Source organism: Actinoallomurus bryophytorum, assembly GCF_006716425.1.
Classification (GTDB): Bacteria; Actinomycetota; Actinomycetes; order Streptosporangiales; family Streptosporangiaceae; genus Actinoallomurus; species Actinoallomurus bryophytorum.
Genome location: NZ_VFOZ01000001.1, coordinates 7,137,941 through 7,156,337, shown reverse-complemented (window position 1 = coordinate 7,156,337; position 18,397 = coordinate 7,137,941). Strand labels below are relative to the sequence as shown.

The following is an 18,397-nucleotide window of genomic DNA, read 5'->3' as shown; positions in this document are numbered from 1 at the left end:
TATCGGGGGACGATCCGACCATGAGGCTCGACGACAGCCGGGTACTGATCACCGGTGCCTCCTCCGGCATCGGGGCGGCGACCGCACACGCGATGGCGGGCGCGCACGCGCGCCTGGTGCTGGCGGGACGGGACCGCGCGAGGCTCGACGCCGTGGCCGCCGGCACCGGCGGGCGGGTCGTGGCCGCCGACGTCGCGTGCGGCACCGCCGCACTGGCGGCCGAGGCCGGTGCCGTCGACGTCCTGGTCGCGTGCGCCGGTGTGGGATGGGCCGGGCCGGTCACCGCCATGACCGAGGCGGCGATCGACGAGCTCCTGGCGGTGAACCTCGCCGCGCCGGTGCACCTGACCCGGCTGCTGCTGCCGGGCATGATCGAGCGAGGCCATGGCCACATCGTGTTCGTCTCCTCGATCGCGGGCGTCGTCGGCGTGCCGGGCGAGGCGGTGTACTCCGCGACCAAGGCCGGCCTGACCGCCTTCGCCGAGGCCCTGCGCGCCGAGACACCAGTCGGCGTCTCGGTGGTGTTTCCCGGCGTGGTGGACACCCCCTTCTTCGAGCGGCGCGGCGCGCCGTACGCGAGGCGCAGACCCGTCCCCATCCCGGCCGCGCGTGTGGCACGGGCGATCGTCCGGGCGGTCGAGCGTGAGCGGGCCGAGGTGTACGTGCCGGGATGGCTGGAGCTGCCGGCACGGCTCAAGGGCGCCGCCCCCGGTGCGTTCCGGCGGCTCGCCGGGCTGCTCGCGTGAGACGTGGCGGCGCTGCTTATATGGTATCCCGCCTGGTCAGTGAGGGTTTGCCCTCCCTGATGAAGACGGCCCCGCGACCGTTCGATGGTCACGGGGCCGTCCCCTTGGCGCGGCCGGCCGGCTGTGCCGGCGCCCGGTCAGCCCGGGTCCCGCAGCGGGTCGTACTCGACGGTCTCCACAGGCCGGCCGGGCCTGCGGCGAACTCTTCCGCCGGCTCTCAGGTGCGCAGGGTGCGTTCGAGCCGGTGGACGCCGACCGCGAGCGCCACGGTGCCGAGTGCGGCGAGATAGACCACGGCGATGACGAGGTGCAGGCCGCCCGTGCCGAGGAAGGTCGCGCGCGTGAGTTCGATGCTGTGGTAGAGCGGGAGGATCTCGACGAACACCTGGACGGGGCGCGGGTACACGTTCAGGGGGAAGAACGTGGTGGCGAACAGGAACATCGGCAGCATCACGAGCTGGATGAGCTGGAAGTCCTCGTGGCCACGCAGCAGCGTGACCACGACCAGCCCGATCGAGGCGAACGTGAAGCCGATGAGCAGCGCGCTCGGGACGATCAGCAGCGCCGCCGGTGAGTGGACCAGCCCGAGAACGCTCACCACGGCCAGGAACGCGGTGGAGACCAGGGCCCCGCGCAGCAGCGCCCAGCACACCTCGCCGAGGGCGACGGAGCGTACCGACATGGGCGTGGTGAGGATGGACTCGTACGTCTTGTCGGCGGTGAGCTTGCCGTACATGTTGAACGTGGTCTCGTTCATGGCCCCGTTCATCGCGGCGGTCGCGAGTAGTGCCGGGGCCACGAACTCCGGGTACGTGACCGAGGCGCCGCCCAGACCCGGCACGTGGCCGACGAGCGCGCCGATGCCGACGCCGAACGCCAGCAGGTAGAGCAGCGGCTCGAAGATCTCGGCGAGGATGACCGGCCAGGTGTGGCGGTAGATCATCAGGTTGCGTTCGACCATCGTCCACGCCCGGCCGGGGCGCAGGGTGATGGGCACGTTCGCGGACGTCGCCGTCACGGTGGGCTCCTGTTCAGACGTGCAGTTTGCGGCGGTAGTTACGGCGGGCCACGAGCAGGCCGATGATCGCCATCGCGGCGAGGTAGCCCGTGTGGATCAGCGTCCGGGGCAGCGTCGCCGTGCCGAGCGCGACGGTGCGGCACAGGTCGACGCCGTGCCACAGCGGCGTGACCCACGCCACCGGCCGCAGCCAGGCCGGCAGCTGCTCGATCGGGAAGAACGTGCCGGAGAACATGTACAGCGGCAGGACCACGAACCGGAACATGGCGTTGAGCTGGGACCGCCGGGTCACGGTCACCGACCAGGCCGCCGCCGGGGTGGCGAACGCGACGGCGACCAGCAGCGCGATCGGCACGAGCAGCGGCGCGCGGTACACGCTGACGGCGCCGAACAGGATGCTCACGCCGGTGAACATGATGGAGTTCTGGACCGCGCGCAGGGCCCAGTACATGAGGTGGCCGTAGAGGATGTCCGCCGGCGCGAGCGGTGTGGCCGCGGCGGCGCGGTAGTTCCCGCGCGGCCGTACGGCGTCCATGACCGGCCCGGCCGCCTCCAGGAACGCGGTCTGCATGACCGCGGCGATCAGCATGCCGGGCAGGATGAACTCCACGTACGGATGGCCGTGCAGGTACTCACTGCCGTTCCGGTTGACCAGCTTGCCCAGCCCCAGCCCGAGGGCGGTCAGGAAGAGCAGCGGGTTCGCCACGCTGATGACGATCGACCCTCGCCACGTACGGCGGTAGCGGAACAGCCAGTAACCGAGCTCGCGGAACGCGGGCGCCGAACGCGCCCTGGCCAGTGTGTGCATGTCTCCTCGTCGTGTCGGGCGGGTCAGTCGACGAGCGAGCGGCCGGTGAGGGTGAGGAAGACGTCCTCCAGACTCGCCCGGCGGATCAGCGCGGTCTGGGGCCGTACGCCCCGCGCGTTCACCGCGGCCAGCGTCTCCTCGCCGTCGTCGGTGTAGAGCATCAACCGGTGTGGCAGCTCCTCGACGCGGTCGACGAGGCCACGGCACTTGTCGGCCATGATCTGCCGTCCGTCCGGGGCGAAGCGCAGCTCGACGACCTCACGGGTCGTGTAGCGGGTGATGAGCTCGGCGGGGGTACCGGAGGCGACGATCCTTCCCGCGTCCATCACCACCAGCCGGTCGCACAGCTGTTCGGCCTCGTCCATGTAGTGCGTCGTCAGCAGCAGCGTCACGCCGTCCTGCTTGAGCTGGAAGAGTCGCTCCCAGAGCAGGTGGCGGGCCTGGGGGTCGAGCCCGGTCGTGGGCTCGTCGAGCAGGACGATCTCGGGTTCGTTGATGAGCGCCCGCGCGATGGTGAGCCGCCGCCGCATGCCGCCCGACAGCGTCGCGACGGCGTCATCGGCCTTCTCCGAGAGACGCGTGAACTCCAGGAGCCGCCTGGTGCGCTCGCGCAGGGTCTTCCAGGACAGCCCGAAGTAGCGGCCGTAGATCAGCAGGTTCTCGCGTACGGTCAGCTCGCCGTCGATCGTGTCGTCCTGCGGAACGACGCCGAGCCTCGCCCGGATCCCGGCACCGTCCGTGGCGCTGTCGCGGCCGAGGATGCGCAGGCTGCCGCGGCTCACCGGGGAGACGCAGGCGATCATGCGCATGGTGGAGGACTTGCCGGCGCCGTTCGCGCCGAGGACGCCGAACGCCTCGCCGCGGCGTACGTCGAGGTCGATGCCGTCGACGGCGGTGAAGTCCTCGCGGCCGCCGGGCTTGCGGTAGACCTTCGTCAGGCTCCTGGCCTCGATCAGCACCGTCGACGCATCGGCAGTCATATATGCCCCCTGAGACCTCGTACCCGCCCGTGCAGCACGAAGTTACTGAATTCACTCAGGGTTTTGCAACGAAATATCGGATTCTTGCTTGAACAGTAGGCTGCGGACGATGGCGGCACTGACGAGGAGACAGCGACGATGTCCATCGCGGGAGAGCTCGTCACCGAGCGGTTCGACTACGACGGCGGCCGGCAGGTCACCGTGTACGTCCCGCCCGATCCGCCCGAGGCGGTCGTGTTCGCCGGTGACGGCCGGCTCATAGCGCGATGGGGAGGAGTCCTCGAGGCGTCCGCCGTACCGTCCACGATGATCGTCGGTGCACACCGGCCGGCCGACGAGACTCTGCGCCTCCATGAGTACTCACCGGGATTCGACCCGGAACGCTTCGCGGCACACGAGACGTTCTTCGTCGGGGAGGTCCGCCGATGGGCGCGGTCGCGTTTCGGAGTCGCGCTGCCGGCGGAGCGCACCGCGGTGTTCGGTGTCTCGGCGAGTGGTGAGCTGGCGCTCGCCCTGGGGCTCCGGCACCCGGAGGTCTACGGCGCGGTCCTCTGCGCCTCGCCCGGCGCCGGCTACCGGCCGCCCGGCGTGATGCCGAGCCCGCTTCCGCGCGCGTACCTCGTCGCCGGCACGCTGGAGCCGTTCTTCCACGAGAACGCGACCCGGTGGGCGGAGGCGCTGCGCGACGCGGACGCGGACGTCGTGATGACCGAGCGGGTCGGATCGCACGGCGACGCGTTCTGGCGGGAAGAGTTCCCGCTGATGGTGGCGTGGGCGTTCGCACGATGAGACGGGCACGCTCGGGTGGGTACGCGCGCCTCCGCCAGGGACTGCGGTCACAGGAAGTGATCGCCGGGCCTGGACCCACCGACCCAACGCCCGGACCACCCACGCGCCCGCCTGTGCGCGCGACCTCTCACTTCGGCCGCTTCGCCTCCACGGCGGCGGCGCGGGCCACGGAGAACTTCGCGGCGTTCTTTCCGGATGTCTCCACCAGGACGCGGGCGCCGGTGGCCGGTCCCCCGGTGACCTCGGCGTCGGGCCGGAACGGGCCGAACGGCTCTCCGGGCTTGAGCACGTACGTCCTGGCCTTGCCCGCGGCCATCCTGGTGGCGGCCGGGTCCCAGGTCCAGCGCGCGGTCCGCTTGCCCCCGTCGTCGTAAAACTCCACGGACAGCATCCTCAGCTGCTGGGGGGTGTCGACGCGAAGCTCGAAGCGCAGGGCGATGTCGCCGGCGATGTCGAAGGCGAGCCCGCCCTGCTGGTTGCCTCTGCGGCGCCCCTCGACCCGTACGTGGACGCCGTCCTTGTCCTCGGTCACCTCGGCATCGTTCACCGCCTTGGCCTCGCCGAGCGTGACCGGCACGAACGTCGGCACCGCCGCGGGCGGCGGAGGCGGCGTGGGCCGGGCCAGCGAGGCCAGCCGCACCACCCGCGCGGGAACGTCCTCGGAGGTGGAGGCCAGCACGAACAGCCACGCGTCGTAGACGACCTCGACGTGCTGTGCCACCAGGCCGGCGTCCGCGAGCATCCGCTGCACCCGCGCCACGTCGAACAGGGACAGGTGGCCCCAGCACGCCTCGATCCGGCCGAGGACGGGGACGGTGAACAGCACGCAGCAGCCGGGCCCCATGCTCCGCGCGAGTGCGGCGAGCGCGCCTTCGGCGTCGGGTACGTGCTCGAGGACCTCCTGGGTCATGATCAGGTCCGGCCCGCGCCGGCCCACCCACTCGGGGGTGAGGTCGAGGAGGTCGACCAGTGCCGTCTCGATGTCCAGGTGGTCCAGGCCGTTCCGCTCGGCCATCTGGTGCACCGCGTCGAGCCGGTGCTGCCCGATGTCGATGCCGGTGTACCCGGCGATCCCGGTGTCGCGCATCATGAGCCCGCTGACCTGCCCGAACCCGACGCCCACCTCCAGGACGCGATCGCCCGGCACGATGTAGTCGAGGGTGCGGCGGATACGGACCTGGTTGCCGTCGTCGCTCAGGACCTTCGTCACGCGCTCGGGCTGGGCCGGCCACGGCGTGAGCGGCTTCAGGGACGTACGGGCCTGCTCGACGTGGGCGGCGAGATGGTCGCCCAGCACCTCTCGCGACCGGTCCGGCCCGAGACGCTCCAGAACGAGAGCCTCGGCCCACCCGGCACGGACGAGCGCGTCCCGGAGTCGTCGATCGCCTGCATCGGCAGGGTATGAGCGCTGTACGTCGAAAGCCATGAAGATCCTTTGATGTGCACTTTGTCTGCGCCGAACGAAGCCGACCCTATTAGGCGGCGGGACAAAGCTCCAACAATTACCGAAACGTTCACCTAAAGTCTTTCTGTGCCGACGATTCGCAATGGGATCGGCATCGCGAAATATGTCGCCGCGATCGAATGGCATTTCCGCACCCATAGGGATTTTCCGGAATGGACCTCGCGCGGATCGGGAGTGCTAGGCGCGTGGGCCGAGAAGGGCTATCGAGGCTTCCACCGCGGTCTCGGTGAAGTCGCTGATCCGTCCGCCGTCCTCAAGGGTGGTGCCCGTCAGCAGTCGCAGTCCGCCGAGGAGCATGATGGCGAGCTGGCGTGGCACGGGGCCGGCGCCGGCGGCACGCCACTCCTCGGTGTCGCAGATGGTCTGGATCATGACGACGAAGGCCTCCACCACGTCGCGATGCAACCGGCGGGCCGCGTCGCCGAGTGATGGCACATCGCGGATCCAGCTCACCATGATGGTGGGCTGGGACTCCGCACAGGCGATCCAGGTCTCGATCGCCTGGCGGACCTGGCTCGTCCAGGGCGCGGTCTGGTCGACGGCGGCGGAGATCTGGCGGATCGTCTCGGTGTTGACGTCGGTGAGAAGCGCGACGAAACACTCGTCCTTGCCCGAGAAGTGTTCGTAGAAGGTGCGCCGTGACGTGCGCGCCCGGCGTACGACGTCGGCGATCGTGGTGTTCTGGTAGCCCTTGTCCGCGATCGAGGCGGCGAGACCGTCGAGCAGTCGCCGGCGGAATCCTCCGGCGGAGTCGCGGGCGGTCGCCGTCCCGTCCTCAGGGCGCCGACGCCGCACAGTCGTCACCGTGGTCACGGTATACCTCCCGTCTCGGCCGGGCCTTGAATCGCATGGTACGTCGGCGTACCGTTCGGTCGGTACAGTCGCGTACCACGGCGAAGGAGTGCCTCGATGACCACTGCGACGCTTCCGCCGATCACTGGCCGCCGGCGGACGCCGGCCGCGGACGCCGTCGCCGTCGCCGTCGCCGTCGCCGGAACACGGTCATGACCGAGCGCGTCGCCGACGCCGGGCGCGAGATATCGCTCGCCTACGAGGAAATCGGCGACGCCGGCGCCGACCCGCTCGTTCTCGTCGCAGGGTTGGGGCAGCAGCTGCACAGCTGGCCGACCGAATTCTGCGAGCGACTCGCGGAACGCGGCTACCGGGTCGTCCGCTTCGACAACCGGGACGTGGGAAGGTCGACCCACATGCGCTTCCGGCCGCCCGGTCCGGCCGCGATGATCACGCGGCGGTGGCATCCACAGCAGTACGACCTCACCGACCTCGCCACCGACACCGTCGGGCTCCTCGACGCGCTGGGATACCAGGACGCGCATCTCGTCGGCATCTCGATGGGCGGCATGATCGCGCAGACCGTCGCGGCGCGGTCTCCGCGACGGGTGCGGACGCTGACCTCGATCATGTCGATGACCGGAGCGCGCGGGGTCGGACGGCCCGCACCGTCCACGTGGCTGCGGATGGCCGGACGCCGGCCCGCGACCCGGCAGGCGGCGATCGAGGGCGCGGTGCGGATGTTCCGCCACATCGGCTCCCGCGGCTACCCCTTCGACGAGGAGTGGATACGCGAGCTGGCCGGCCTGGGATGGGACCGCGACCCCTCGCGTGAGGGAACGGGCCGCCAGCTGGCCGCGATCATCCGGTCCGGTGACCGTACGGCGCAGCTGCGGGCGGTCACCGCTCCGACGCTGGTCATCCACGGCGACCACGACCGCATGGTGCACCCGACCGGCGGGGCCGCCACGGCGCGAGCCATCGCCGGCGCCCGGTTGGAGACCGTCCCCGGCATGGGCCATGATCTACCGATGGGCGCCTGGCCGGTCCTCCTCGACCTCATCGACGGCCACGCTCGCCGCGCCGGGACGGCAAGGAGCACCGATGCCTCGACGACCTCCTGAGGCCACGGCCGAGCACGTCGACGTACTCATCATCGGTGCGGGCCTGTCCGGCATCGGCGCGGCGCATCACCTCCAGTCGGCCTTCCCCCACCGGACGTACACGATCCTCGAGGCACGCGACACCATCGGCGGGACGTGGGACCTGTTCCGCTATCCCGGCGTACGGTCGGACTCGGACATGTACACCCTCGGTTACCGGTTCCGGCCCTGGGCCCAGGCCAAGGCCATCGCGGACGGACCCTCGATCCTCCGCTACGTCCGCGACACGGCCACCGAGGCCGGCATCGACCGGCACATCCGCTTCGGGCACCGGGCCGTACACGCGGAATGGTCCAGCGAGGACGCCCGCTGGACGGTGGAGGTCGCCCGTGACGGCGAACCGGTCCGGCTCACCTGCGGATTCCTCTACGCCTGCGGCGGCTACTACCGCTACGACGCCGGCTACACACCGGACCTTCCCGGCATCGAGCGGTTCGGCGGCACCGTCGTCCATCCTCAGCACTGGCCGGAGAACCTCGACTACACCGGCAGGAAGGTCGTCGTGATCGGCAGCGGCGCGACCGCCGTGACGCTGGTCCCGGCCCTGGCCGAGCAGGCCGCGCACGTGACGATGCTGCAGCGCTCGCCGACCTACATCGCGCCCGTGTCGTCCGAGGACACGATCGCGAACACCCTGCGGCGGCTGCTCGGGGCGCGCCGCGCGTACCCGATCGTCCGGTGGAAGAACATCGCGCTCGGCACGCTGACCTACCAGCTCAGCCGCCGCCGGCCGCACATCGTGAAGTCGGCGATCCGCAAGGCCGCGGTACGGGCCCTCCCGCCGGGTTTCGACGTCGACGCCCACTTCACGCCGAGCTACCAGCCGTGGGACCAGCGGCTGTGCGCCGCCCCCGACGGTGACCTGTTCAAGGCGATCGCGAAGGGCCGCGCGTCGGTCGTCACCGACCACGTGAAGGAGTTCACCGAGACGGGACTGCGCCTGGACTCCGGTACCGAGCTCGACGCGGACGTCGTCGTCACGGCCACCGGCCTGCGGCTGCTGGCCCTGGGCGGCATCCGGATCACCGTCGACGGCCGCGACGTCAAGCTGCCGGAGACGTTGGCGTACAAGGGCATGATGCTCAGCGGCGTGCCGAACCTCGCCTTCACGATCGGCTACACGAACGCGTCCTGGACTCTCAAGGCCGACCTCGTCAGCGGATACGTCGTCCGGCTGCTGCGGTACATGGACGCCCACGGCCATGCCCAGTGCGTTCCGGCCAATGATGATCCCGGCGTCACCGAGCACCCCCTCATCGACTTCCAGGCCGGCTACGTGCTGCGCTCGATCGATGAGTTCCCCCGGGCCGGCTCACGACCGCCATGGCGGCTCGGCATGAGCTACGCGCACGACGTGCTCAAGCTGCGGTACGGCGCCATCGACGACGGCAGCCTGCGGTTCTCCGGCGCACACTCGAGTCACGACGCCGTTCGCCGCTCAGCATGACCGGCCGCACGGCCCAGACGGGAGAGACACAGTGAAAGTGACGATCGACTCCGGACACTGCCAGGGGCACGGCCGCTGCTACGACCTCGCTCCCGAGCTGTTCGGCGACGACGAAGAGGGCTACGGCAAGGTCCTCGGTGACGGCACCGTGTCACCGGACGAAGAGCAGCACGCGCGCCTCGCGGTCGCCAACTGTCCTGAGCGCGCGATCGACCTTCTGAAGGAGACCTGACATGGGCGGAGATGACCGCTTCACCCAGGATTTCCAGGAGATGCGCGACGACCAGCCCATGGGCACCCGCAACGAGGTCATCACCGGCCCGGTCGCGGACTGGGCCACCGACTTCTCCCACCTCGAGCCGGAATGGGCCGCCGACCCGTACCCGATCCAGGACGACCTGCGCGGGCGTTGCCCGATCGCGCACACCGGGCGGTTCGGTGGCGGATGGCTGCCCACGCGCTACGAGGACGTCGCGGCGATCGCCTACGACACCGACCGCTTCTCCTCGCGGTCGATCATCATGAGCAACTTCCGGCCGCCGCCCGAGCTGGCGCCGGTGGGCGGAACGCCGCCGATCTCCTCCGACCCGCCGTTCCACCACGACGCGCGCAGGCTGCTGCTCCCGGCGTTCACCAAGACCGCGGTCACCAGGCTGGAGCCGGCGACCAGGGCGTACTGCCACGCGCTCATCGACGCCTTCGAGGGACGGGACGTCGTCGACGCCGCCCACGAATACGCCCAGTACATCCCCATGCGCGTCATCGCCGACATGCTCGGCCTCCCCCCGGAGGACGGGCCGCGGTTCCGTACGTTCGTCGAGAACGCGCTCGAAGGCGTCAACCTGCCGCCGGAGGAGCGCATCGCACGCATGGGGAACCTGTTCGACTACCTCCTCGCGCAGATCCGCGACCACGTCGACGACCCCCGCGACGACCTCACGACCTACCTCATCAACGCCGAGCTCTACGGCCGGAAGCTCGAGCCGTCCCACGTCGCCGGCACGATGGCCCTGCTGCTCATCGCCGGCATCGACACGACGTGGAGCGCGATCGGCGCGTCGCTGTGGCATCTGGCCAAGACCCCCGGCGACCGCGAGCGCCTCGTCGCCGAGCCGGAGTTGCTGCCGACCGCGATGGAGGAGCTCCTGCGGGCGTACGGCCCGGTCACGATGGCGCGGCTGGTGAAGGAGGACATGGACTGGCACGGTGTCGAGATGAAGGCCGAGGACTGGGTCCTGCTGTCGTTCCCCGCCGCCAACCGTGACCCGGCACAGTTCGACCGCGCCGACGAGGTCGTCATCGACCGGGAGGTCAACCGGCACGCGGCGTTCGGCCTGGGCATCCACCGTTGCGTGGGTTCGCATCTGGCGCGGATGGAGTTGCGGGTCGCGCTCGAGGTCTGGCTCGAGCGCATTCCGGCCTTCGGCCTCGAAGACCCCTCCGCGGTCACCTGGGCCGCGGGCCAGGTCCGCGGCCCCCGCAAGCTCCCGATTCGCATCGGCTGATCGATCGTGGCCGCCTGAAGGGGGCCGCGGTCCGTGAAGAGCGTGACTTCCGGCGGTTCTTCGCCCGCCGGCCGTCACGGCGGTTACCGGACCCGTCCCGTGTTCACTGGTCTCTGCCACGCATCTGCCTCACCTCCTCACGCGGCTCGGTCTCGAATCCCCGGTCGGCGCGCGTACGCGGCGGCCGGGGCAGGCGTGCCGCTCTGGACTCCCGCGTCCAGACCCACGCCGGACGGGCACCCAGCAGAATCCCGCCCGCGCCCGCGAGGGCGACCGCGTTCGCGGTCCCGGTCAGCTCGGCCACCGCACCGCCGGTCAGCGTGCCGAGCCCCTGCACGGTGATGAGGCCCGACGACATCACACCGAGGCCCTGGGCCTTCGCGGAGGCCGGGAGCAACCGTACGAACGACGCGCCGAGCTGCATGTGATAGCCGGTCGCCAGCGCGCCGGACACGGCGAAGAGCAGGGCCGAGACGACGAGCCCCGGGCGGAAGACGCACAGCACCAGCGGGAGTCCCGCGAGCAGTGCCAGTGGTGCGAGGGCCCGTTCGCGCGTCTCGTCGGACACGAACCTCCCGAACACCAGCGCACCGATCACGCTACCGACCGGATCGCTCGCCATGATCACGCCCACCGCCACGGCGGTGCCCGCGCCGACCGCGTCCGCGTACGGCGCGGCGAGCCCCTCCGGGGCGATGTAGCAGCCGGCCAGCCAGGCCAGCCCGGTCAACGAGCGCAACCCGGGATGGCGCCACACCAGCGCCGGCCCACCGGCGGTGCTCCGGGTGGCGCCGGAGGCGGTCGACGGGGCGGGGGCATGCCGCCGGCGCACGCCGAAACCCACCAGGGCGGCGGAGGCGGCGAAGCTGAGGGCGTCCAGGCCGAGCCCGCTGGACGGGCCCACCGCCTGCGTCAGCACCCCACCGGCGAGGAAGCCGGCCACCTGCGCGGACTGGATCGTCATGTGCCGCACTGACAACCCGAGCACGTAGCGGTCGCCGCTCAGGACGTCGGCGAGCAATGCCAGCTGAGCAGCCTTGAACGGCCCGCTCAGCGTGGTCATGCCCACGAGCAGCAGGCAGAGGGCCGGAAACGGCGCGCCGGGCACCGCCATCAGCCCGACCAGCACCGCGCGCAGGAGGTCGACGGTGACGATGACCTCGCGCCGCGCGTACCGGTCGGCCAGGCCGCCCAGCAGCACGCCGCCGAGCAGCGAGGGGAGATAGGTGAGGGCATAGGTCAGCCCGGTGAGCAGCGCGGACGACGTCCGCTGGTAGACGAGGACGGCCAGCGATACTCTCGCGAGCTGGTCGCCCAGCTGAGAGAGCAGCTCGGCGGCCCACAGCGCACGGAACTCGCGGACGGCGAAGACCTCCCGGAAGGTCGGCCGCCCCGGCGACGTCACGGCCACAGGTCACCGGATCCGTCCGCCCACGCCGGGCGGTCCCCGCCTGCTGGAATCCCGGCCGGCCGAGCGCCAGAACGTCCGTTGATGACATTTCCTCTCCCACCTTGACCATCGGCCGGCTTCATCCGGCCGACGGCGGTGAGACTTTTGGCGAACGGCGAGGCGAGCACGCCCCTCGGAACACCCCGCTCGGAGCCGAGGGGCGCGATCGCGTCGATTGGACGACCCACTCAGCCCTCTCTCGTCATTTCCATTTCCTCCTTTCCGCGTTTTCGCTCGGGCACCGGACATTCACGCAGAAAGCGTTCCCACGGAAGCTGATCTTGTCTGATATCGGACAGGCGAACAATGCCCAGTCCGACTCCCATCGATTAGCTGAATTAATCGCGTCAGCCGGCGCCTCGGCGGCGGGTGAATGTGGCGGTGGTCTCGGCGAAGGCGCGGATGGCCGCGTTGTCCGCGGCTTTCAGCCATACCGGGACGACGACCATCGGAGCCATGTCACGTATGGGGAGGACTCTCAGGCCGGGGAAGGGGAATCGGTCGAGCAGCGAGGTCACGGTGCAGTGCAGGCCGCGTCCGCGCGCGACGAGGGTGAGTACGTCCTCGACCAGCACTCCGCTCCTGCCGGTCAGGGCGACCAAGTCCTCGGCGGTGTGCCTGATCGGTCGCCCCGACGGCGTGAACCGTGGGGTCCAGAGATCACGCAGGCGCGAGTCCTCGGCGGACGGGGGTTTCAGCAGCTCGTGCTCGGTGAGGTCCTCCACGCTCACCGTCGGGTGTTCGGTCAGCGGATGACGGTCCGGCACGAGCAGGCCGCGCGGGACCTCGGCGGCCACCGGCCCGACGGTCAGGTCCGGAGCCTCCATGGCCCCGCCGTCACCGCCCGGCGACCAGGCCAGGACCACGTCGGCGGCGCCGTTCTTGAGCGTCTCCTCCGGCCTCATGCCCCGGCCCAGCGGGACGGCGTGCAGCGTGGCCGTACACCGCTGGTAACTCGCCTCGAAGGCCGCGGTGACCCGGGTGGTGAAACCGCCGCCGATGGACGGTGCGTAGCCGATGCGCAACCGCTCACTGGCGCTCATTGCGGCGGCCCGGCAGTCCCGCAGTACCTGAGTGAGCTCGTCGTACCCGTGCTGAACGCCGACGCGGAACCGCTCCCCGAGAACGGTCAGCCGAACCTGCCGGCTGGTGCGCTCGAAGAGAGCCGCCCCGACCTCTCGCTCGAGTGCGCGGATCGTCTGACTCACTCTCCCCTGTGAGACGTGCAGTCGCTTGGCGGCCCGGCCGAAGTGCAACTCCTCCGACACCGCCAAGAACGTTCTGATATCGCGCAACTCCACAACGACCACCTGTACGTACCGTCAACGGAAGGCCGCAGGCCCGGAACAGCCAGACGGGCGACACCGCCCATCGAACATATGGTCCTACTCGAACCTCTTGAACGGCCGTCCCTTAAAAGGATGCTGAAACGTCCTGTGGCCTCTGGCAGGGCACTCATCGTCGGTCTCGATGATCCAGCTGACGTCCGTCACCGAGCGGCCCCCGAGCTACGCGAATTCGCGTAGGCGCGCTCGGGGCCGCGAGCCGGCCGGAGCTGAGAGGATGCCGACGATGAAAGTGTGGAACGCGTGAAGCACGCCAGGCCCCTGTTCGGCGACGGCGTGCTGGCGGCCCTGCTCACCTTGGGCGGTGTCGTCGGCACCACGTTCGCCGGTAGCCCGTCGCGGGCCGAGGTGCCCATCGACGTTCGCGGCTATGTACTCGTGGTGACGGCCGCCGTGGTCCTGGCCGTACGCCGCCGGTGGCCACAGGCCGTGCTCGCGGTGGTGGCCCTCTGCACTTGGTCGTATCTGGTCCTCGGGTACGCCTACGGGCCGATCCTGATCTCGTTCATGCTCGCGGTCTACTCTGCGGCACGGCACGCGCCGCTGAACAGGGCCGTGCCGTACTCGCTGGCCGCGCTCGCGATGACGCTGACGCACCTGCTCGTCCACAGCCACCGGCTCGGCCTCTTCGGAGTGGTCGACGTCTCGGCGTGGGTGTTCGTGCCGTTCTCCCTGGGGTTCGCCCTCCGGACGCGGCGGGAGATGGCCGTCCGTGCGAGGGCGGAGGCGATCCGGCAGAGCGTCGACGACGAGCGGCTACGGGTCGCCCAAGAGGTCCACGACATCGTGGGACACGGCCTGGCGGCGATCAAGATGCAGGCGGACGTGGCCCTGCACGTACTCGCCAAGAAACCCGATCAGGCGGAGGTGGCGCTGGAGGCCATCAGCCGTACCAGCAGCGAGGCTCTCGACGAGCTGCGGGCGACGCTCGCGATGGTCCGCCGGGCCGGCACCGAGGCCGAACGATCGCCCGTGCCGAGCCTGGCCCGGCTGGACGAGCTGCGGCGGCGGATGGCCGAGGCCGGCGTGTACGTACGTCTGGAGAACTCCGGCGAGCCCGTCGCCGCCCTTCCCGTCGCGGTCGACCTGACCGGTTACCGGATCATCCAGGAGTCGTTGACCAACGTGCTGCGGCACAGCGGAGCCGAGCAGGCCACGGTCGGCATCCGGTACGAGCCCGGCGGCGTGCTCATCACCGTCTCCAACACCGTGACCGACTACTCCCCCGGCGAGGGCGGGTCCGGAATCTCCGGCATGCGCGAGCGCGTACTGGCGCTCGGCGGAGAGTTCACCGCCGGACCATCGCCCGACGACGGTTTCGAAGTCCGCGCCCGGCTCCCGACCGGAGGCCCCTCATGATCACGGTACTCATCGTCGACGACCAGGAGCTCGTACGGCTCGGCCTGCGCACCCTGATCGAGAACGAGGACGGGATGTCCTGCGCCGGAGAGGCCGCCGACGGTCTGGCCGCACTGGCCGCGGCGCGGCGTGAACGGCCGGACGTCATCCTCATGGACATCCGCATGCCCGGCATCGACGGGCTCGCCGCGACCCGGCGGATCACCGGCGACCCGGACCTGGCCGAGACCAAGGTCATCGTCCTCACCACGTTCGAGCGCGACGAGTACGTCTTCGACGCTCTGCGCCACGGCGCCAGCGGCTTCCTGCTCAAGGACACCAAACCCGCCGAACTCCTGCGCGCGATCCGGGCCGTCGTCGAGGGGGGCGCCCTCATGTCGCCGTCGGTGACCCGCAAGGTGATCCGGGAGTTCGTCTCGAAGTCACCCCGCCCGACGCGACCGCACCCGAACCTGCCCGCCCTCACCGAACGGGAACGTGAGATCGTCGTCCTCGCCGCGGAGGGCCTGAGCAACGACGAGATAGCCGACCGGCTCGTGATCAGCCCCGCGACGGCACGCACCCATGTCAGCCGCGCGATGATCAAACTCGGCGCGCGTGACCGGGCCCAGCTGGTCGTCTTCGCCTACCAGTCCGGACTCGCGGACTGAGACCCGCCTACGTGGATCTGCGTAGGTCACGCGTCGCCCGGTGACGGACGCCCGGCAGAACGCCGGGGCCGACGATGAGCGGGTGATGAGCCGAACGCATGACACCGAGCATGGCTACGCGATCGAGGTCAGCGGGCTGACGAAGACCTACGGCGCCCACACGGCCGTGGAGGACGTGAGCTTCGCCGTCCGGCCGGGGGTGATCACCGGGTTCCTCGGCCCCAACGGAGCGGGCAAGTCGACGACCATGCGGATGATGGTCGGCCTCACCCCGCCGTCGGCCGGATGGTGCACCGTCCTCGGTCTCGGCTACCGGCGGCTGCCCAACCCGGGCCGGCACGTCGGTGTCCTGCTGGACGCGTCGGCGCAGCACCCGGGCCGTACCGGCCGCGAGGCCCTCACCCTCGCGGCGACCGTGATGGGTGTGGACCTCGACCGGGTCGACGAGATCCTCGACCTCGTCGCTCTCACCCCGGCCGAGGCGCGGCGCCGTACCGGCACGTACTCGCTGGGGATGCGGCAGCGCCTCGGCGTGGGACAGGCCCTGCTCGGGGATCCGCGGGTGCTGATCCTCGACGAACCGGCCAACGGGCTCGACCCGGCGGGCATCCACTGGATGCGGGGTCTGCTGCGAGGATTCGCCGACGACGGGGGCAGCGTCCTGCTGTCCTCGCACCTGTTGCGCGAGGTCGAGGTCATCGCCGACGAGCTGGTCGTGATCGGCCGCGGACGGATCGTCGCGCAGGGCGCCAAGCAGGAGCTGCTGGCCTCCGGCGGCACCTTGGTGCGAGGCGTCGACGACCAGCGGCTGGCCACGGCGCTGACGGACGCCGGCATCGCCTTCACCTCCGCCGCCGACGGCGGCTACCTCACCCAGGCGCCGGCCGACCAGGTCGCCGGCGCGGCGAGCGCCGCCGGGGTCGTGCTGGTCGAGTTGCGCCCGGCGGAGGGGGCCGGCCTGGAGGACATGTTCCTGCGGCTGACGGCCGACCACTCACGAGAGAACTCACAGGAACGAGCGCGACGATGACCGCGAATCTGACAGACCACGCAGACCGGCCGGCGATCGCGACCGGGCGCCCCGGCGTACCGTTCGCCCGCCTTTTCAAGGCCGAGCTCCGCAAACTCACCGACACCCGGTCCGGCAGATGGCTGCTGGTCGCCATCATCGCGACCACGCCGCTGGTGGTGGCCGTGATGCTCGTGACCGCCGCTCCCAAGGACCTCACCTACGACAGGTTCGTCGACTTCACCCAGACGCCCCAGAAGATCCTGCTCCCCGTGCTGGGCATCCTCACCATCACCAGCGAATGGAGCCAGCGCACCGGGCTGGTGACGTTCACCCTGGAACCCGGCCGCGGACGGGTGCTGCTGGCCAAGGCCGGCGCGACGCTGCTCCTGGGCCTCATGGTGATCGCGATCACCTTCGGTACGGCGGCGGCCGGCAACCTCCTGGGCATCGCGCTGCGCCACGGCGACGGCAGCTGGTCCTTCGGCGCGAGCGGCTTCCTCGACACCGCGCTGGTCCTGCTCACCGGCCTGGCCGAGGGCCTGGCGTACGGGATGCTGCTGCTGATCAGTGCCGCCGCGATCGTGGCCTTCTACGTCCTGCCCAACCTGTCGAGCGCGGTGTTCTCCTCCGTACCGGCGCTCAAGGACGCCGGCCAGTGGGTCGACCTCAACCTGGCCCAGGGCCCCCTGTACGACCGCGGCCTGACCGGGCAGCAGTGGGCCCAGGTCCTCACCGCGACCCTCATCTGGGTCGTCCTTCCCGCGGCCCTGGGTGTGTTCCGCGTGCTCCGCACCGAAGTCAAGTCGAGCTGACCGGGTCCAGACGATGAGCTCCGAACCCGCCGACGCCCGTGTCACCGTGCCCCCGCCGGGCCGCCTCCCGCGGCTGCGGCGGTGGGCCCGGCGGACGGCCATCGCCCTCGCGGCGATGCTGGCCCTGGTGACCTGCGCGTCCTTCGGCTACAACGCCCTGACCGCGCACCGCGCGACGCCTCCTCCCGGACAGTCCTACGTGCGGGCCGCCGACGTGAGGACCCGCTATCGCGTCTGGGGAACCACCGGCGGCCCGGTCGTGCTCGTGCACGGCGCGTTCGAGTCCGCCGACACCTGGTCGCGGCTCGCGCCGGTGATCGCCCGCGACCACCGGGTGTACGCGCTCGACCTGACCGGCGCCGGCTACAGCGCCCGCCGCGGCCCGTACACCGCCGGGCACCTCGCCACGCAGCTGCTCGGCTTCCTGGACGCCATGGGCCTGGGCGCGCACGGGCAGCGGCCGTTGCTGGTCGCGCACTCCAGCGGCGCGGCCGTCGCCGCCGAGGCGACGCTGCGAGCGCCCGGCCGGATCGGCGGTCTGCTGATGCTGGACGGCGACGCCCTCAACACCGGTGCCGGCTCCCGTACGCCGATCGGCGACGTGCTCATCAACCCCTACCGGACCAGCCTGCTGCGCCTCGGGCTGCGCTCCGACTGGCTCATCCGCACCTTCTACAACGCGCAGTGCGGCCCCTCCTGCCCTCCTCTGGATCACGCCGGGACACAGGTGTGGCGGCGTCCCTACCAGGTCGCCGGCGGCGAATCGGGTCTGTGGGGCTCGCTGGCCGCGGGAAATCCCGGCCTGCCCGCGGCCCGGGTGGCGCGGCTGCGCGAGTCGGGTGTGCCGACGTCGGTGGTGTTCGGCGCCGACGACGGCATCTTCGGCAAGGACGCTCCCGCCCAGACCGCCGTACGGATCGGCGCGCCGCCCGCCACCTTGATCCCCGGTGGCCGCCACCTGACGATGATCTCCGACCCGACGACCGTGGCCACCGCCATCGAGGCGCTGGCCGCCCGTGCCGGCCGCTGACCACCCTCCGCCGACCGACGGGAAG

18 protein-coding genes are annotated in these 18,397 nt (G+C 70.8%); 11 read left to right on the top strand and 7 right to left on the bottom strand.

The annotated features are described in order from the left end of the window. Positions 1–20 precede the first annotated feature (20 nt). Complete coding sequence (locus FB559_RS33120) at positions 21–746, top strand: SDR family NAD(P)-dependent oxidoreductase (RefSeq protein WP_141960872.1); 726 nt, start codon at positions 21–23, stop codon at positions 744–746. A gap of 217 nt (positions 747–963) precedes the next feature. Here the strand turns inward: FB559_RS33120 and FB559_RS33115 are convergent, their stop codons facing one another. Genes FB559_RS33115 through FB559_RS33105 form a run of 3 tightly spaced genes read right to left on the bottom strand, consistent with a single transcriptional unit; the run spans position 964 to position 3,552 of the window. Then, a complete protein-coding gene (locus FB559_RS33115) occupies positions 964–1,764 on the bottom strand; it encodes an ABC transporter permease (RefSeq protein ID WP_221640296.1) in 801 nt (266 codons plus the stop codon). Positions 1,765–1,777: 13 nt separating this feature from the next. Next, the gene (locus FB559_RS33110; protein WP_141960871.1) at positions 1,778–2,572 is read right to left on the bottom strand and encodes an ABC transporter permease; all 795 of its coding nucleotides are present in this window, start codon (positions 2,570–2,572) and stop codon (positions 1,778–1,780) included. A 23-nt stretch (positions 2,573–2,595) separates the two neighbouring features. Further along, positions 2,596–3,552 (bottom strand): ABC transporter ATP-binding protein, encoded by a 957-nt coding sequence (locus FB559_RS33105; RefSeq protein ID WP_141960870.1) that lies wholly within the window; start codon positions 3,550–3,552, stop codon positions 2,596–2,598. 138 nt (positions 3,553–3,690) lie between these two features. On the opposite strand from FB559_RS33105, the gene FB559_RS33100 reads away from it, so the two are divergent. Further along, positions 3,691–4,341 (top strand): alpha/beta hydrolase-fold protein, encoded by a 651-nt coding sequence (locus FB559_RS33100; RefSeq protein WP_141960869.1) that lies wholly within the window; start codon positions 3,691–3,693, stop codon positions 4,339–4,341. 127 nt (positions 4,342–4,468) lie between these two features. On the opposite strand, the gene FB559_RS33095 is transcribed toward FB559_RS33100, so the two are convergent. Both FB559_RS33095 and FB559_RS33090 read right to left on the bottom strand, forming a co-directional pair. Beyond that, positions 4,469–5,767 carry a class I SAM-dependent methyltransferase gene (locus tag FB559_RS33095; RefSeq protein WP_185792521.1) on the bottom strand — a complete coding sequence of 433 codons (1,299 nt, stop codon included), beginning with the start codon at positions 5,765–5,767 and terminating at the stop codon, positions 4,469–4,471. A gap of 216 nt (positions 5,768–5,983) precedes the next feature. Then, the gene (locus tag FB559_RS33090; RefSeq protein ID WP_221640295.1) at positions 5,984–6,610 is read right to left on the bottom strand and encodes a TetR/AcrR family transcriptional regulator; all 627 of its coding nucleotides are present in this window, start codon (positions 6,608–6,610) and stop codon (positions 5,984–5,986) included. 200 nt (positions 6,611–6,810) lie between these two features. On the opposite strand from FB559_RS33090, the gene FB559_RS33085 reads away from it, so the two are divergent. Genes FB559_RS33085 through FB559_RS33070 form a run of 4 tightly spaced genes read left to right on the top strand, consistent with a single transcriptional unit; the run spans position 6,811 to position 10,713 of the window. Beyond that, the gene (locus FB559_RS33085; protein WP_141960867.1) at positions 6,811–7,722 is read left to right on the top strand and encodes an alpha/beta fold hydrolase; all 912 of its coding nucleotides are present in this window, start codon (positions 6,811–6,813) and stop codon (positions 7,720–7,722) included. Further along, positions 7,703–9,208 carry a flavin-containing monooxygenase gene (locus FB559_RS33080; RefSeq protein ID WP_141960866.1) on the top strand — a complete coding sequence of 502 codons (1,506 nt, stop codon included), beginning with the start codon at positions 7,703–7,705 and terminating at the stop codon, positions 9,206–9,208. The genes FB559_RS33085 and FB559_RS33080 overlap by 20 nt, the downstream gene beginning before the upstream one ends. Before the next feature lie 31 nt (positions 9,209–9,239). Then, entirely contained in the window at positions 9,240–9,440 is a 201-nt protein-coding gene (locus FB559_RS33075; protein WP_141960865.1) for a ferredoxin, read from the top strand. 1 nt (position 9,441) lies between these two features. Beyond that, entirely contained in the window at positions 9,442–10,713 is a 1,272-nt protein-coding gene (locus FB559_RS33070; RefSeq protein ID WP_141960864.1) for a cytochrome P450, read from the top strand. 103 nt (positions 10,714–10,816) lie between these two features. Here the strand turns inward: FB559_RS33070 and FB559_RS33065 are convergent, their stop codons facing one another. Next, on the bottom strand, positions 10,817–12,118 hold the full coding sequence (locus tag FB559_RS33065) for an MFS transporter (protein ID WP_141960863.1): 1,302 nt from the start codon (positions 12,116–12,118) through the stop codon (positions 10,817–10,819). Positions 12,119–12,510: 392 nt separating this feature from the next. Beyond that, positions 12,511–13,464, bottom strand: a complete 954-nt coding sequence (locus tag FB559_RS33060) for a LysR family transcriptional regulator (protein ID WP_185792520.1) — start codon at positions 13,462–13,464, stop codon at positions 12,511–12,513. 279 nt (positions 13,465–13,743) lie between these two features. Between FB559_RS33060 and FB559_RS33055 the strand changes: the two genes are divergently transcribed. From FB559_RS33055 to FB559_RS33035, 5 genes are all read left to right on the top strand, one after another. Beyond that, entirely contained in the window at positions 13,744–14,868 is a 1,125-nt protein-coding gene (locus FB559_RS33055) for a sensor histidine kinase (RefSeq protein WP_221640294.1), read from the top strand. Next, positions 14,865–15,518 (top strand): response regulator, encoded by a 654-nt coding sequence (locus FB559_RS33050; protein ID WP_141960861.1) that lies wholly within the window; start codon positions 14,865–14,867, stop codon positions 15,516–15,518. The genes FB559_RS33055 and FB559_RS33050 overlap by 4 nt, the downstream gene beginning before the upstream one ends. Positions 15,519–15,603: 85 nt before the next feature. Next, entirely contained in the window at positions 15,604–16,548 is a 945-nt protein-coding gene (locus tag FB559_RS33045) for an ATP-binding cassette domain-containing protein (protein ID WP_141960860.1), read from the top strand. Then, positions 16,545–17,342, top strand: coding sequence for an ABC transporter permease (locus FB559_RS33040; RefSeq protein ID WP_141960859.1), 798 nt, complete (start codon positions 16,545–16,547; stop codon positions 17,340–17,342). The genes FB559_RS33045 and FB559_RS33040 overlap by 4 nt, the downstream gene beginning before the upstream one ends. A 13-nt stretch (positions 17,343–17,355) precedes the next feature. Continuing rightward, positions 17,356–18,372 carry an alpha/beta fold hydrolase gene (locus tag FB559_RS33035; protein ID WP_141960858.1) on the top strand — a complete coding sequence of 339 codons (1,017 nt, stop codon included), beginning with the start codon at positions 17,356–17,358 and terminating at the stop codon, positions 18,370–18,372. Positions 18,373–18,397 lie beyond the last annotated feature (25 nt).

Bases quoted from the DNA above. Each gene is read 5' to 3' on its own strand.
- FB559_RS33045 (WP_141960860.1), top strand. From the start codon at position 15,604: ATGAGCCGAACGCATGACACCGAGCATGGCTACGCGATCGAGGTCAGC.
- FB559_RS33035 (WP_141960858.1), top strand. From the start codon at position 17,356: ATGAGCTCCGAACCCGCCGACGCCCGTGTCACCGTGCCCCCGCCGGGC.
- FB559_RS33070 (WP_141960864.1), top strand. From the start codon at position 9,442: ATGGGCGGAGATGACCGCTTCACCCAGGATTTCCAGGAGATGCGCGAC.
- FB559_RS33080 (WP_141960866.1), top strand. From the start codon at position 7,703: ATGCCTCGACGACCTCCTGAGGCCACGGCCGAGCACGTCGACGTACTC.
- FB559_RS33110 (WP_141960871.1), bottom strand. From the start codon at position 2,572: ATGCACACACTGGCCAGGGCGCGTTCGGCGCCCGCGTTCCGCGAGCTC.
- FB559_RS33040 (WP_141960859.1), top strand. From the start codon at position 16,545: ATGACCGCGAATCTGACAGACCACGCAGACCGGCCGGCGATCGCGACC.
- FB559_RS33050 (WP_141960861.1), top strand. From the start codon at position 14,865: ATGATCACGGTACTCATCGTCGACGACCAGGAGCTCGTACGGCTCGGC.
- FB559_RS33100 (WP_141960869.1), top strand. From the start codon at position 3,691: ATGTCCATCGCGGGAGAGCTCGTCACCGAGCGGTTCGACTACGACGGC.
- FB559_RS33095 (WP_185792521.1), bottom strand. From the start codon at position 5,767: ATGGCTTTCGACGTACAGCGCTCATACCCTGCCGATGCAGGCGATCGA.
- FB559_RS33085 (WP_141960867.1), top strand. From the start codon at position 6,811: ATGACCGAGCGCGTCGCCGACGCCGGGCGCGAGATATCGCTCGCCTAC.
- FB559_RS33105 (WP_141960870.1), bottom strand. From the start codon at position 3,552: ATGACTGCCGATGCGTCGACGGTGCTGATCGAGGCCAGGAGCCTGACG.
- FB559_RS33120 (WP_141960872.1), top strand. From the start codon at position 21: ATGAGGCTCGACGACAGCCGGGTACTGATCACCGGTGCCTCCTCCGGC.